Annotated in this window: 16 protein-coding genes; 7 read left to right on the top strand and 9 right to left on the bottom strand. The window is 70.4% G+C overall.

The features are described 5' to 3' along the window. Positions 1 to 68: 68 nt before the first annotated feature. From Nocox_RS21775 to Nocox_RS21765, 3 genes are all read left to right on the top strand, one after another. On the top strand, positions 69 to 1,271 hold the full coding sequence (locus tag Nocox_RS21775) for a sensor histidine kinase (protein ID WP_033411383.1): 1,203 nt from the start codon (positions 69 to 71) through the stop codon (positions 1,269 to 1,271). Next, positions 1,268 to 1,978 (top strand): response regulator, encoded by a 711-nt coding sequence (locus Nocox_RS21770; RefSeq protein WP_020547395.1) that lies wholly within the window; start codon positions 1,268 to 1,270, stop codon positions 1,976 to 1,978. The genes Nocox_RS21775 and Nocox_RS21770 overlap by 4 nt, the downstream gene beginning before the upstream one ends. Positions 1,979 to 2,238: 260 nt before the next feature. Next, entirely contained in the window at positions 2,239 to 3,468 is a 1,230-nt protein-coding gene (locus Nocox_RS21765) for a serine hydrolase domain-containing protein (protein WP_219495487.1), read from the top strand. A 317-nt stretch (positions 3,469 to 3,785) separates the two neighbouring features. On the opposite strand, the gene Nocox_RS21760 is transcribed toward Nocox_RS21765, so the two are convergent. Further along, positions 3,786 to 5,231 carry an MFS transporter gene (locus Nocox_RS21760; RefSeq protein WP_020546932.1) on the bottom strand — a complete coding sequence of 482 codons (1,446 nt, stop codon included), beginning with the start codon at positions 5,229 to 5,231 and terminating at the stop codon, positions 3,786 to 3,788. Positions 5,232 to 5,752: 521 nt separating this feature from the next. Here Nocox_RS21760 and Nocox_RS21755 point away from each other — a divergent pair. Further along, positions 5,753 to 6,082 (top strand): hypothetical protein, encoded by a 330-nt coding sequence (locus tag Nocox_RS21755; RefSeq protein WP_157383434.1) that lies wholly within the window; start codon positions 5,753 to 5,755, stop codon positions 6,080 to 6,082. A 54-nt stretch (positions 6,083 to 6,136) separates the two neighbouring features. Continuing rightward, entirely contained in the window at positions 6,137 to 6,568 is a 432-nt protein-coding gene (locus Nocox_RS21750) for a YkvA family protein (RefSeq protein WP_020546929.1), read from the top strand. Here Nocox_RS21750 and Nocox_RS21745 read toward each other — a convergent pair. The 3 genes from Nocox_RS21745 to Nocox_RS21735 all read right to left on the bottom strand — a co-directional run bounded on the left by Nocox_RS21745 (position 6,565) and on the right by Nocox_RS21735 (position 10,073). Beyond that, positions 6,565 to 7,557, bottom strand: a complete 993-nt coding sequence (locus tag Nocox_RS21745) for a tyrosine-type recombinase/integrase (RefSeq protein ID WP_246649883.1) — start codon at positions 7,555 to 7,557, stop codon at positions 6,565 to 6,567. The genes Nocox_RS21750 and Nocox_RS21745 overlap by 4 nt on opposite strands. A 170-nt stretch (positions 7,558 to 7,727) precedes the next feature. Next, positions 7,728 to 9,257: a helix-turn-helix domain-containing protein gene (locus Nocox_RS21740; RefSeq protein ID WP_026215116.1), complete on the bottom strand. Its 1,530-nt coding sequence runs from the start codon at positions 9,255 to 9,257 to the stop codon at positions 7,728 to 7,730. A gap of 561 nt (positions 9,258 to 9,818) precedes the next feature. Further along, entirely contained in the window at positions 9,819 to 10,073 is a 255-nt protein-coding gene (locus Nocox_RS21735; protein ID WP_020546926.1) for a hypothetical protein, read from the bottom strand. Positions 10,074 to 10,271: 198 nt separating this feature from the next. Here Nocox_RS21735 and Nocox_RS21730 point away from each other — a divergent pair, with 198 nt between their 5' ends. After that, positions 10,272 to 10,571: a hypothetical protein gene (locus Nocox_RS21730; RefSeq protein ID WP_157383433.1), complete on the top strand. Its 300-nt coding sequence runs from the start codon at positions 10,272 to 10,274 to the stop codon at positions 10,569 to 10,571. Between the two features lie 102 nt (positions 10,572 to 10,673). Here Nocox_RS21730 and Nocox_RS21725 read toward each other — a convergent pair whose 3' ends face one another. From Nocox_RS21725 to Nocox_RS21705, 5 genes are read right to left on the bottom strand one after another with little or no spacing between them, the layout of a single operon-like run. Then, complete coding sequence (locus Nocox_RS21725; protein WP_020546924.1) at positions 10,674 to 11,048, bottom strand: nuclear transport factor 2 family protein; 375 nt, start codon at positions 11,046 to 11,048, stop codon at positions 10,674 to 10,676. A gap of 30 nt (positions 11,049 to 11,078) precedes the next feature. Further along, complete coding sequence (locus tag Nocox_RS21720; protein ID WP_020546923.1) at positions 11,079 to 11,375, bottom strand: DUF952 domain-containing protein; 297 nt, start codon at positions 11,373 to 11,375, stop codon at positions 11,079 to 11,081. Beyond that, entirely contained in the window at positions 11,372 to 11,926 is a 555-nt protein-coding gene (locus Nocox_RS21715; protein ID WP_020546922.1) for a GNAT family N-acetyltransferase, read from the bottom strand. The genes Nocox_RS21720 and Nocox_RS21715 overlap by 4 nt, the downstream gene beginning before the upstream one ends. A 20-nt stretch (positions 11,927 to 11,946) precedes the next feature. Beyond that, positions 11,947 to 12,501 (bottom strand): TetR/AcrR family transcriptional regulator, encoded by a 555-nt coding sequence (locus tag Nocox_RS21710; protein ID WP_020546921.1) that lies wholly within the window; start codon positions 12,499 to 12,501, stop codon positions 11,947 to 11,949. Further along, on the bottom strand, positions 12,498 to 12,824 hold the full coding sequence (locus tag Nocox_RS21705) for a DMT family transporter (RefSeq protein ID WP_020546920.1): 327 nt from the start codon (positions 12,822 to 12,824) through the stop codon (positions 12,498 to 12,500). Before Nocox_RS21705 ends, Nocox_RS21710 begins: the two co-directional genes overlap by 4 nt. A gap of 193 nt (positions 12,825 to 13,017) precedes the next feature. On the opposite strand from Nocox_RS21705, the gene Nocox_RS21700 reads away from it, so the two are divergent. Next, a complete protein-coding gene (locus Nocox_RS21700; protein ID WP_020546918.1) occupies positions 13,018 to 13,905 on the top strand; it encodes a radical SAM protein in 888 nt (295 codons plus the stop codon). Positions 13,906 to 13,928: the final 23 nt, after the last annotated feature.

Raw genomic sequence — 13,928 nt, 5'->3', positions numbered from 1 at the left:
CAGACGGATGCGGAAGGTCCGACCGTGGGCAGATGCCGGGCGATCCGGTGGGGCGATAACGTGCCGTCATGGAGTGGGCTGGGCGGCGGCTCGATGGGCGGGGTGCCGCCGACGCGGCAACGGCGGCCGTCGTGGCGCTGATCATGAGATACGCCATCGTTGACCCGCCGGGACCGTCGTCGTGGTGGCCCGCCTGGTCGGCTTGGCCGGTCGCGGCGGCTGTGAGCTTGCCCGTCGCCGTCCGGCGGCGCCGCCCGCGCGCTGTGCTCGTTCTCGCGTGCGCCGCGGGCGTGCTGGCGACCGTGGCCGGCGCTGTCGCGGCAGGCGCCATCTGGGTGACGTTCGTGCCCACCGTGCTCGTGTTGTACCTGGTGGCCTCCACAGCCTCGGTCGCGTGGTCGGTGGCGGGCTTGGCGACGTGCGCGTCAGCCGCGGTGATCGCAGTCCTGATCTTCTACGAGCGGGTGTTCCCGGGCCTCGAGCCCGCGGCGGCGCCCAGCGAGCTGCCGCCGGCCTGGCCGATCGAGATCGGCGTGATCTGTGTGCTCCTGGCCGCCGGATGGGCCGTCGGGACGGCTGTCCGCTGGAAACGGGACACGACCGCCCACCTCGTCCGGCACCTCGCCGAGGCGGCCGTGGCCGACGAACGCATGCGCATAGCCCGCGAACTGCACGACGTCATCGGCCACAGCATGAGCCTGATCGCCGTCAAGGCCACCGTGGCCAACCACGTCGCCGACGCCCGGCCGCAGGAGGTGCGCGCCGCGCTGACCGTCATCGAACAGACCAGCCGAAGCACGCTCACCGAGATCCACCGAGTGCTCGGCCTCCTGCGCTCCGACAGCGACCCCCAGCAGGCCCATCTGCCCGTTCCCGGCATGGCGGAGCTGCCCGAACTGGCCGCCCACGCCCGCTGCGCCGGGGTCGAGGTGGACCTGACCGTCCGCGAAGGAGCCGAGCTGCCTGCCGCGGTCGCGATGTCGGTGTACCGCATCGTGCAGCAGGCTCTGACCAACGTCATCACCCACGCGGCGCCCACCCGCTGCGCGGTCACCGTGGACATCGACGGGCGGGAGGCCGCGATCGAGGTCGTCGACGACGGCCCCCGCCACGGACGGCCGCCGCGAGCGAGCCACGGCGGACACGGCCTGATCGGCATGCGTGAACGGGCCAAGATGTACGGGGGCACCTTCAGCGCAGGCCGCCGGCCCGAGGGAGGTTTTCGCGTAGCGGCTCGACTGCCTTACGACCAGAGCGGCGCCATGACATGACCGTCGACGACGACGCTCCGCACGACCCGTCCCCGCCGCCCGTCCGGGTCCTGCTCGCCGAGGACCAAGTGCTGGTACGCGACAGCCTCAAAGTCCTCATCGACACCACGCCAGGGCTGGCCACCGTGGGAGAGGCGGGCACCGGCGCCGAAGCCGTGCTCCTGGCCCGCCGGCGGCGGCCCGACGTCGTCCTCATGGACGTGCGGATGCCCGACATGGACGGCATCGAGGCGACCAGGCGCATCTGCGCGCACCCGGACAGCGCCGGCGTCCGCGTGCTGATCCTCACCACCTTCGACCTCGACGAATACCTGTACGCGTCGCTACGAGCGGGTGCGAGCGGCTTCCTCCTCAAAAGCGCGACTGCGACCGAGCTCCTGGCCGCCATCCAGATCGTCGCCGCCGGCGAGGCGCTGCTGGCCCCTTCCGTGACCCGCCGGCTCATCGCCGAGTTCCTGCGGGGCGCTCACCCCGCCCCGTTCGTACGAGACCTCGGCGACATCACGCAACGCGAGCGAGAGGTGCTCACCCTCATCGGCAAGGGCATGTCCAACTCCGAGATCGCCGAACACCTCCGCCTCACCGTCGGCACGGTCAAGACACACGTCGGCCGCCTCCTGGCCAAACTGCACGCCCGCGACCGGGCTCAGCTCGTCATCGCGGCCTACGAAGGCGGGCTCGTCACTCTCCCGGATGGCCGCCGGTAGCCAGGCAGCCCTCTCCAGGGCACCCGCAGGACGGCAAAAGACCGGCCAATGACCGCATCCGGGCCGTGACCTGCGTATCCCGCGATGTCGCCTCCTGCCCGCTGTGTCCCGCCGGGTTCGCGGGTGCCCAGGCCGCGCGTGCCAGCGGCCGTGTCAGGACGGTGACGGCCCGATATCAGGGCGCCCGGCGATCGTGGACGTCATGAACGGCCCGGCGCCCGCGCACCGGGCCACACCGATCACAGATGAGGAAGTCCACCATGGGACAGAACAACACCGGCTTCACCACGACCGGGCTGCGCAGGCTGCGTGAGGTGCTGGCCCGGCATGTCGATTCGGGGAAGATCCCCGGGCTGGTGGCCCTGGTCAGCCGGGGCGGCCAGACGCACGTGGAGGCGCTGGGCACGATGCGGCATGACGGTGGCGCGCCGATGCGCCGGGACACGATCTTCCGGATGGCGTCCACGTCCAAGCCGGTGTCGATCGCGGCGGCGATGGTGCTGCTGGATGAGTGCCGGCTGCGGCTGGACGACGTGGTCGACCCGTGGCTGCCGGAGCTGTCGGGCCGGCAGGTGCTCAGGAGCATCGACGCCGGGCTGGACGACACGGTGCCGGCCCGCCGCCCGATCACCGTGCGGGACGTGCTGACCTCCACGTTCGGCCTGGGTATGGACATGACCGCGCTGGGCACCCCGATCCTGAACGCCGTCTTCGAGCGGGGGCTGACGCCGAACCTGCCGGCCGAGGTGCCCGAGCAGGACGAGTGGATGCGCCGCCTGGGCGAGCTGCCGCTGATGCACCAGCCCGGCGAGCAGTGGCAGTACCAGATCAGCAGCGACCTGGCCGGCGTGCTGGTGTCCCGGGTGACCGGCCAGAGCTTCGGGGAGTTCCTGCGTGAGCGCATCTTCGAGCCTCTGGGCATGGCCGACACCGGCTTCCACGTGCCCGCCGACCGGATCGACCGGCTGCCTGCCCTGTATGCCCCCGACCCGGCCACGGGTGAGTTCCTCGTGTGGGACGAGCCCGCCGGCGGCCGGTGGAGCAAGCCGCCGGCGTTCCAGGGCGGCGGTGGCGGCCTGGTCTCCACCGCCGACGACTATCACGCCTACTTCCGGATGCTGCTCAACGGCGGGGTTCACGAGGGCCGGCGGATCCTGTCGCGGCCGGCGGTGGAGCTGATGACCACCAACCGGCTCACCCCGGAGCAGAACGCCGCCCGCACCGCGCTGGCCCGCAACGCCGTGCACATCTCCTTCGGCCAGGGCCAGCAGGGCGGCTGGGGCCTGGGCATGGCGGTGCGCACCTACCGCGGCGACTACGCGCCCGTCGGCCAGTTCGGCTGGGATGGCGGCAGCGGCACCTCCGCCTACGCCGACCCGGCCAACCAGCTCACCGGCATCCTGCTCTGCCAGCTCGGCTACACCGTGCCGGACCCGGCCCACCTGATGAGCGACTTCTGGACCACCGTCTACCAGGCCATCGACGCCTGACACCGAGCCTCGCCCAAGGGGGTGAAGCTGGACCACGCGTCCGTGGCCGCCATCGCCGAGCCGGCGCCTGGTCGCCGAGGTGTCCGGCCGCGCGGGTTGATCAGGGCGCACGATGGGGGCAGGTGCCCGATCCACCTGACCGGCCGGAAGCGGCGGTCACGCGGATCCGGCCGGATGCCTCCTCCGGCAGCGACGAGGAACATCAGGATGTCTCCATCTCAAGGACCCTCCCCGGCACCTCGTTCGACCTTCGACGACGGACCCGCCCTCCCCGTACGGAGGAGGGCGGGTCCCGCCGGCTCAGGCGCCGCCGATGCTCACGGGACGGACGCGGTTTCCGGGTCCGGCGCGGGCCGGGACCCGGCACGCGCACCGGGGAGCCTGAGAGCGGCCAGGACGGCCGTCAGCATGACGGCGCCCAGGACGTGGACGGCGACGCGCATCCCTTCTGCGGAGGCCGCGCGCAGCGCCTGACCGGACAGCCCTTCGATGCCGGCGTTGGCGACGGCCACCAGAACCGCCAGCCCCGCGGCCGTCCCGACCTGCAGCGCGGTGGAGGCCACCCCGGAGGCGAGGCCCTGTTCGCCGGCCGGGACGCCGGTGCCGGCGGCGATCCACATGGCCTCGTACGTGATGCCCATGCCCAGGCCGATGACGACGACCCCGGCCAGGACGGTGAGGACGGACCCGTCCGCCTGCATGCCCGGCGCCAGGAGCGCGGCGCCCACGGCGTTGACGACGATGCCGGCGAGAAGCGTCCTGCGGGTGCCGAAACGATGGTTCAGCCGCTCGCTGAGGAAGTTCCCGGCCGTGATCGACAGGGTCGGGCCGAGGAACGCCAGCCCGGTCTCCAGGGCGTTCAGTCCGAGGACGTCCTGGAAGTAGAGAGTCAGGAAGTACGGCACGGCCTGCATCGTCAGCCCGAACACGAGAATGACCATGATCGCTCCGCTGAGCGCCCGGTTGCGGAACAGCCGCAGCGGCATCAGCGGCGTCCGCCCGCGGGCCTGGACGAGCAGGAACGTGGCCAGCAGGACCACCGCGGCGACAGCCGAGGCGATCACCTCGGTCCGCGCCCAGCCGGCCTCGCTGCCATGCGCGACCGCGAAGATCAGCATCGTGATGCCCGCGGTGCCGGTCAGGGCTCCGGGCACGTCGACGCTCCCCCGGGTGACAGGGCCGTCGGGGGGCAGCAGGGCGAACGCGGCGGCGGCGCCGGCGACGGCCAGCGGGACGTTGACGTAGAACACGGCCTGCCAGCCGAGCGTCTGAGTGAGCACCCCGCCGGCCAGGGCGCCCGCGGTGAGCCCGCCGGCGCCCGCCATGGCCCAGACGGTCAGCGCGCGGTTGCGTTCCCTGCCCTCGGCGAACGCGGTGTTGACCAGGGCCAGCACCGCCGGGAACAGCACCGCGCCGGCGAGACCCTGCAGGGCGCGCGCGGCCAGCAGCACCGCCGGCACCGTGGCCAGGCCGCCCAGCAGGGAGGCCACACCGTACAGCGTCATGCCGAGCACGAACATGCGCCGGCGTCCCATCAGGTCGGAAAGCCGGCCGCCGAACAGCAGGAAACCTCCGTACAGGACGGCGTACGCGGTGACCACCCACGGCAGGGTGTGCGGCGTGAACCCGACATCGGCCGCGATGTCGGGCAGGGCCACGAAGATGATGGTGAAATCGAGACTGATGATCAGATGCCCGAGCGCGAGCAGCGCGAGGCTCCAGCCCGGCCTCCGGCCGCGGGCCGGGGACTGGTGTGGGGACATGGATGTGCCTTTCGTCCGTGATGGGTCCAGTGGCCTGTCATGGCTGCACCGGCATCGGCGGACATTTGTTGGCACACCCCTTCAGCGCGCTGGGATGGGCCGCACCCGGGCTCGGCCCGTCCGGTCCGGTCATCGCTCCTCCCTCCCCGCGCGTCCCGCGCTGTCCGGGCTCCGATCATGCCGCTCGCCGGAACCGGCGGCATCGGACGCTGGGCGGGCATGATCCGGGACCTTGGACCTACGACCCCGGGACCACGGCGCGCCTCAGACAGCGGGGCGGGCGGCGAGACGCAGGCCGAGATGGGCGTGCGCGCCGAGCAGCCACGCCGCGCTGACGTACACCGAGACCGTGGAGCCGCCGAAGATCTGGGCCACCATCGTCACCGGGAACCACATCCCGGCGAGCAGCGGCAGCCACCGGTTCGCGCCCCGGTAGCGGCCGCAGGCCGCGACGACGACGCCCGCTGGATCACCGGCCAGGTCATCGACGCCAGCGGCGGCCTGTTCCTGGGCCCGCGCACATGACGAGCGGCGCGCGGTTGCCCGGCTTCCAGGGCCAGGTCACGGCCGATCCCGGCGTGCCCGGACGTCCGGGTCCCGGCTGGAAAGACACCTGGACCCCCAGCACCACGTACGGCACCGGCGTCTTCTCCTGGCAGCCGTCGTGCGGGGTGAAGGTCTGGGGCATCACCGGCGGGTTCTCCTTCGCGATGGGCACCCGGGACGCCAAACGCATGATCACCACCAACATCAACATCGACCGCTACGGCCGGCACAACTCGCTCGACATGGCCAAGACCGTGATCCACGCCGAGTTCTGCCCCTCCGGTTCCCCGACACGAAACAATTGACGATCACGCACGAAACGGAGCGCTGAGCCGGACGCCAGGGGAGAGCGAGCAGACATGACCGGATCATGGGAATGGGACCTGCTGATCGGGGTCACGGCCGCACTGCTGGTCGCCTGGCTGGCGCTGATCGGCACGCTCGCGATCCTGCGGCCCCACGGCACACTCCTGCGCGAGGCGCTGCGACTGCTGCCCGACGTGCTGCGCCTGGTACGCCGCCTGGCCGCCGACCCCACCCTCCCACGCGGCGTGCGCGTGCGGCTCGCACTGCTGCTGGCCTACCTGGTCCTGCCGTTCGACCTGGTGCCCGACTTCATCCCCGTCCTCGGCTACGCCGACGACGCCATCATCGTCATCGCCGTACTGCGTTCCGTGGTCCGCCGCGCCGGCCCGCAGGCGGTGCGCCGGCACTGGCCGGGCACCGACGACGGCCTCGCCACCCTGGCCAGGCTGACCGGCCTCGACAAACCCCCCACCACCCCCCGCTAACCGGACCCCTCACCCCGCAGCAGCGGATGCGTCCGCATCGCCACCTCCAGCTCACCCGGCAACTCGTCCCGGTAACGCCCCAGCGTCGACAGATCACTGTGCCCCAGCACCCGCCGCACCGCATCCATGTCCACCGCCTCGGCCAGCAGATGCGTCGCCGTCGTGTGCCGCAACCCGTGCGGCGTCACCGACCGCCGCCGATCCGGATCCACCCGCGCCAGCACCCGGTCGATCACCGCCTGCACATCGCCCCGCGCCAGCCGCCGCCCCCGCCACGACAGCAGCAACGCCTTCTCCTCCACCCCCGCGGACCGGCCCCGCTCCAGGTACGCCTGCAACACCCGCGCCACGTCATCCGGCAACGGCACATCCCGCGTACGCCCGCCCTTGCCGAAGATCCGCCAATAACGCACCCCGCCGTTGGTGAAGAAATCCTCCACATTCGCCCGCGTCAGCTCCGACACCCGCGGACCCACCGTCGCCAGCAGCAACACGATCAGCCCGTCACGCAACTCCGTACGCTGATCACGCCGCTTGCCCGCTCCCACCGGCTCCTCCGGCAGCCGCCGCGCCGCCCCGATCAGCCCCTGCGCCTGCTCCCGCGTCAACGCCCGCCGATGCGGACGCAACCCGCCCCGCTCCTTCGCCGTCACCGTCGCATGCAGCATCGGATTGACCTGCACCCACCCCACCAGCGCCGCATGCTTGAACAACGCCGACACCGACCGGCGAAACCGCGCCTGCGACGACGGCGACTGCCCCCCGCCCCCCGACCCGGCGGGGGAGCGGCCGTCAGGCTTACGCGCGAACGCCAGCAACACCGCGTCCACGTCCTCGCCCGTCAGATCGTCCAGCACCCGATCCGCCCCCGCCAGCTCCACCAGCGTCGCCACGTCCCGCGCGTACACCTCAGCCGTCGACGCCGACAAACCCCCCGTCACCGTCCGCGCCCGCACCAGCTCCACATAACGGTCAGCCGCCTCCACCACCGTCAACCGCTCGAGCTCCGCAGGCCGCACCCGCCAACCCCCTCCACAGCCGACGCCCGCACGAACGCTCACGCCGCACGGGCCACCCGATCACCCCCGACCGTAACCGACCCCACCGACGAAAACGCGCGCCGCCTCAGACGCCGCCACGCCTCAGACGCCGCGCCACCTCAGATGTCGCGGAACGTCTCGATCCGCGCCCCCAACGCATTCAACCGCTCCGCCAGATCCTCATACCCCCGGTTGATCACGTACACGTTCCGCAACACCGACGTCCCCTCCGCCGCCATCATCGCCAGCAGCACCACCACCGCCGGCCGCAACGCCGGAGGACACATCATCTCCGCACTACGCCACCGCGTCGGCCCCTCCACCAGCACCCGATGCGGATCCAGCAACTTCACCGACGCCCCCAGCCGCGTCAGCTCCGTCAGATAAATCGCCCGATTGTCGTACACCCAGTCATGAATCAACGTCGACCCCTGAGCCGACGCCGCGATCGCCGCGAAGAACGGCACATTGTCGATGTTCAGCCCCGGGAACGGCATCGGGTGGATCTTGTCGATCGGGGAGACCAGCTTCGACGGCCGCACCGTCAGATCCACCAGCCGCGTACGCCCGTTCGCCGCCCGATACTCCGGCCCCCGATCACAGTCCAGCCCCATCTCCTCCAGAACCGCCAGCTCGATCTCCAGGAACTCCACCGGCACCCGGCAGATCGTCAGCTCCGACGACGTCACCACCGCCGCCGCCAGCAGACTCATCGCCTCCACCGGATCCTCACTGGGGGAGTAGTCCACATCCCGCTCGATCACCGGCACCCCATGCACCGTCAGCGTCGTCGTCCCCACCCCCTCCACCCGGACACCCAGCTCCTCCAGGAAGAAGCACAGATCCTGCACCATGTAGTTCGACGAAGCGTTACGGATCACCGTGACACCGTCATGACGCGCCGCCGCCAGCAGCGCATTCTCCGTCACCGTGTCACCCCGCTCCGTCAGAACGATCGGCCGCGACGGCGCCGCCGACCCATCCACCCGCGCGTGATAGAACCCACCCGTCGCCGTAATGTCCAGCCCGAAATGCCGCAACGCCGACATGTGCGGCTGCACCGTCCGCGTCCCCAGATCACAACCCCCCGCGTACGGGATCCGGAACTGCTCCGTCCGATGCATCAACGGACCCAAGAACATGATCACACTCCGAGTACGCCGCGCCGCCTCGGTGTCCATCGCCTCCAGCTCCAGCCGAGCCGGCGGCACGATCTCCAGATCACTGCCCTCGTTGATCCACCGCGCCCGCACCCCGATCGAGGCCAGCACCTCCAGAATCCGGTAGACCTCCTCGATCCGCGCCACCTTACGCAGGATCGTCCGCCCCGAATTCAGCAACGACGCACACAACAACGCCACACACGCGTTCTTCGACGTCTTGACATCAATGCTGCCCGACAACCGCCGGCCACCCACCACCCGCAGATGCATCGGCCCCGCATACCCCAGCGACACGATCTCACTGTCGAGCGCCTCACCGATCCGGGCGATCATCTCAAGGCTGATGTTCTGATTGCCCCGCTCGATCCGGTTCACCGCACTCTGACTCGTCGCCAGCGCATCCGCCAGCTGCAACTGCGTCCATCCACGATGCTGCCGAGCATCCCGAATCAACCGGCCGATCCGTACCAGGTAATCATCTGTCATAACAGCCGACCATATCTCACATATGAGATGCATCCACGACCGGAGCCCCCCGACGCGCCGAAGCAGGGGAGAGGCCGGCCCCTCACCATGCCCCTCCCGAACGAACCAACACCTGACACTCCTCAGCGGCATGAAAGACAGCGGCTCATACCCTGATCAACTGTTCGTGCCGGGCGCGATGGCAGGGACCACGAGTGAGCGCAGCCAAGAGCATGCGGTGGGGGAGCGAAGGCTGCCGCTCCGGCAGTCAGTGGCAACGCCCGGACTGTGCCGTGACACTGCGTGTCGGCGCGTGGGCCGAACGTGCCAGGTGGTGGGGGAGTCGGCGTGCAGGTTGTCGGCTGCCTGCGGGAACGGGACTCGCGTACACGCTCAGGGGAAGGCGCGACGGCGTGGGAGACGCACCGGACGCTGCACATACGCCAGGAACGGTCGTTCCTGGCGTATGCCGGAGAAAAGTACGAAACGGTCGATACCAGACAGAACCCACATTCTGTCTGGTATCGCGTCATTTTCCGGCATTACCCAGTGTCACCGGGGAGCGGCCCGGCCAAACCAGGTTCACAGCCGGTTGACGAACCGGGCGGCGGCCCGCTGGCTCATGCCGGTCTCGCCGCGTACCAGGAACACGGCTTCCTGGATCTGGCCGAGGGACTTGAGTTCGCGAGCCTGGTCGACAAGATCGATGCTCGGGTTGAGCCGGTTACGCGGCCGCTGGGTCAGGCGCACGGCGAGGATGATGAGCCAGATGGCGGCTGCGGTGATGACGGCCGTGAGCGCGATGAGGCTCGGGGTCGTGATCTCCAGGGGGTACATGCGGTGCGTCTTCCCGGTGTGGTGGGCTTTATGCGGGACATGTGTGTTTGCTCGATAATGAACATTATGTCAAGTAGAGCGGATCCGCCCTGGTGGGGCCTGACGGTGAGGTTGACCTTGTGTTGATTAGCTGTTCTTGTGCGGGAGTGTGGCTTTAGGGTGGAACTCCTGCTATTCGCGCCGCGAGAGGAGCAGCACGTGGGGACCGAGTCTGTTTTATGCCCGGTGTGTCAGGGGGTTCTGCCCGCTTCCGGTAAGGAGGCGTACACGACGCTGCGGGGGCGGCTGATCCTGACGAACGGTTATTGCGGGGGTGACTGCGCGGAGCGGGTCGCGCAGGAGCGGACGCGAGAGATGGCACGCCCGCGGCCGGCCATGCCGGTGATGCCGGCGGAGCCGGCGCAGGCGCCCGTTCCGATGGCCGAAGCGGCGCCGGTGATGCCGCCGGTGATGACGGCGCGTCCGGCGGGTGGGGCGTCGCTGCGGGTGGTTCGCTGACGTAAGGGGCGTTCAGGGGCAGGGGCGCTCAGGGGCGCTCGGCGGGTGCCGTGTTGACGGGGTGTGCTGACCGGGGTTGGTTGTCGCGCGGGCGGGTGCGGGTCAGTGGTGGCCGTCGGTGGTGTGCCAGTAGTCGCGGGTCTCGGTGGCGAGGCCGTCGGGGTCGAAGCGGGCGAAGACGCAGCCTGCGAGGGTGACGGGGCGGCCGTTGTCGAGGGCGTGGACGCGGAATTCGATGGCGGCCCGGTCGCCGTCGACGATGGGGGTGGCGAAGGTGACGTGGGGGTCGCTCTCGCCGGTAAAGGACCAGGTGATGTAGTCGGCGATGGCCTTTTTGCCGTGGTGTGGGGGGCGGAAGGGCATGCTGGTGTGGACGGCGTCGTCGTGGTAGAGGGCGGTGATGGCGGGGACGTCGTGGTGGGTCCAGGCGTGCTGCCAGGTGTCGGCGAATCGGTGGGCGGCGGTGCGGGTGTCCATGTGGGGTGCTTCTCCCCCGCTGCTGGGCGGTCAGGTGGTGTAGGGGCGGACGTGGGTGACGGCGGTCACGGGTAGCGGTCCGTAGAGGTGGGGGTAGCCGTTCTCGGTGCGGATGTCGAGCCCGGTGGGGTCGATGTCGAGGACGAGCAGGGGTTCGGTGACGTGGGTGTAGTAGCGGTGGTGGACTTCGTGGAGCTGGTCGAGGTCGCGGCTGCAGTGGATGAAGCCTTCCTCGTCGAGGGTGCGGCCGAGGGTGGAGATGCGGTACTCCCCCGTGTGGGTGGCGTGGTGCCAGTCGGTGGCGAGGGCGAGGTGGTGGATGGTCATGGGGTGGCCTCGGTCTCGAGGATGGCGTAGATGGTTTCGCTGGCCCATTCGCCTTTGACGAATTCGTTGTCGACGAGGGTGGCTTCGTGGCGCATGCCGAGTTTGGCGAGGACGCGGGCGGAGGCGGTGTTGCGGGCGTCGAGGCGGCCGGTGATGCGGTGCAGGTGCAGGCCGGTGAAGCCGAGGGTGAGCATGGCGCGGGCGGCTTCGGTGGCGTAGCCGTGGCCGTGGTGGTCGGGGTGGAGGATGTAGCCGATCTCGCCTTGGCGGTGGGTGCTGCTGGTCCAGATGAGCAGGGCGGAGCCGATGAGTTCGCCGGTGTGGCGGTGGGTGATGGCGAGGTCGAGGGCGTCGCCTTCTTGGTGGATGGCGGTGCGGGTGGCTTTCTTGGCGAGGAGTTCGCGGCTGGTGTCGCGGTCGCGGGGTTCCCAGTAGAGGTAGCGGGCGACGTCGGGGCGGGCTTCGTAGGCGTGGACGGCGTCGAGGTCGTCGGTGGTGAAGGGGCGCAAGGCGAGGCGTGGGGTGGTGATGGGGTAGGTGGGTTGCAGCACGGGGGCAGTGTAGGGAGTGGTCAGCGGGGTGGCAAAAGGGTTTCGAGTGCGTGGGTGAGGAGGGTGGTGGCGTGGTCGGCGGGGCGTTGTTCGACGATGAGTTCGAGCCAGAGGGTGGAGAGGGTGGTGTAGAGGAGGCGGGCGCGGGGGTCGGTGTCGGGGAGGTCGAGGGTTTGGGCGATGAGGTGGGTGCAGCCGTCGGTCCAGCGGCGGGCGATGTGTTGCAGGACGGGGTCGCGTCCTGCGTGGACGTACAGCTCCCAGAGGCCGAGTTGGCGGGTGCGGTCGGCGTCGGTGGTGAGGGCGGTGGGCAGTCCGGTGAGGCCGTGGTGGTTGATCCAGGTGGCGGTGGTGGTGAGTTCGGTCTCGACGAGCTGGGCGAAGGCTTCGGCGAGGAGTTGGTCGCGGGAGGCGAAGTAGTAGGTGGTGGCGGCGAGTGGGAGGTGGGCGCGTTGGGCGACGGCTCGGTGGGTGACGGCGGCGAAGCCGCCTTCGGCGAGGAGGTCGACGGCGGCGTTGAGGAGGGTGGCGCGGCGGCGGCGGGAGCGGGCCTGGGTGGTGGGGTGGGGGTTCATGGGGTGCGGGCGGCGAGGTTGAGGACGATGACGCCGGCGATGATGAGGAGGATGCCGCTGATCTTGAGTGGGGTCAGGGTCTCCCCCATGAAGGCGGCGCCGATGAGGGCGATGGCGGCGGTGCCGGCGCCGGACCAGACGGCGTAGGCGGTGCCCATGTCGAGCTGGAGTTTGAGTGCTTGGGCGAGGAGGGTGAAGGAGGTGATGTAGCCGGCGGCGACGGTGATGGTCCAGCCGGGGTGGGTGAGGCCGTTGCTGAGTTTGAGTGCGCTGGTGGCGAGGATTTCGGAGGCGATGGCGAGGGCGAGCAGGAGCCAGGCCATGGTGTCCCTTGGGGGGTGAAGTGGTACGGGTGTCTCAGTTTATCGTGGGCGGCCGGGATGGGCCCGCTCCCCCGGGTGTGCCGGAACTGCTTGAAAACGCAGTCGAATACGTGTTCCACTGGAAGGTGTGGGTTGGGACGCGCTTCCGCTGGTTGACGCAGCAGATGAGCGACCGCTGATCGAGCGGCGCGCGGTGTTGCGCGACGGCTTCTACGAGACGCAGGCCCGGACGATGATCGAGCGGGTGCCGGCGGTGGCGGGCATCGCGCAGCGGTGGGCGGTCTCCCCTTATCGGGGTTGTGCGCACGCCTGCCGGGGTTGTGGGGCGCGGGCGGGTCATCGGCGGCTGGGGCTGGACGCGGGGCGTGATTTCGACACCCGGATCGTGGTCAAGCCGAACGCGGTGGCGCGGTTGCGCGCGGATCTGGCGCGCTGGGGTGGTGAGGAGCTGGCGGTGGGCGTCAGCGGTGACTGCTACCAGGAGGCGGAGCGGACCTACCGGTTGATGCCGGGGGTGATCGGGGCGCTGGCGGAGGCGGGGGTGCCGTTCACCGTTCACACCAAGGCGGCGCTGGTGTTGCGGGACGCGGCGTTGCTGGCTGAGGCGGGGGCTCGGGTGGCGGTGTCGATCGCGTTCGTGGACGAGCGGATCCGGCGGGCGGTGGAGCCGGGGGCGCCGACGGCGCAGGCGCGGCTGGAGCTGGTGTCGGCGCTGGCGGAGGCGGGGGTGGAGTGCCGGGTGTTGATGGCGCCGGTGCTGCCGTTGCTGAGTGACGCGGCCGATCAGCTCGGGGCGACGGTGCGGCGGATCGCGGGTGCGGGGGCTCGGGCGGTGGAGCCTGTGGTGCTGCGGCTGCCGCCGGGGACGCGGGCGTGGTATCTGGAGTGGCTGGGGCAGGCGCATCCGCGGCTGGTGGAGCGTTACGAGGAGTTGTACGACCGGGCGGGGCTGCCGTCGCCGGATTACGAGCGGCGGATCACGGGGCAGATCGCGCAGTTGTGCCGGGTGTACGGGATGGCGTTCGGGCCGGGTGAGGCGCGGCGGCGGGAGCCGCGGGTGGCGCAGTTGTCCCTCGTCTGATTCGGGGGCGGGGTCGCGGGCCG

Source organism: Nonomuraea coxensis DSM 45129 (genome assembly GCF_019397265.1).
Taxonomy (GTDB): domain Bacteria; phylum Actinomycetota; class Actinomycetes; order Streptosporangiales; family Streptosporangiaceae; genus Nonomuraea; species Nonomuraea coxensis.
This window is presented reverse-complemented; position numbering and strand designations above follow the sequence as displayed.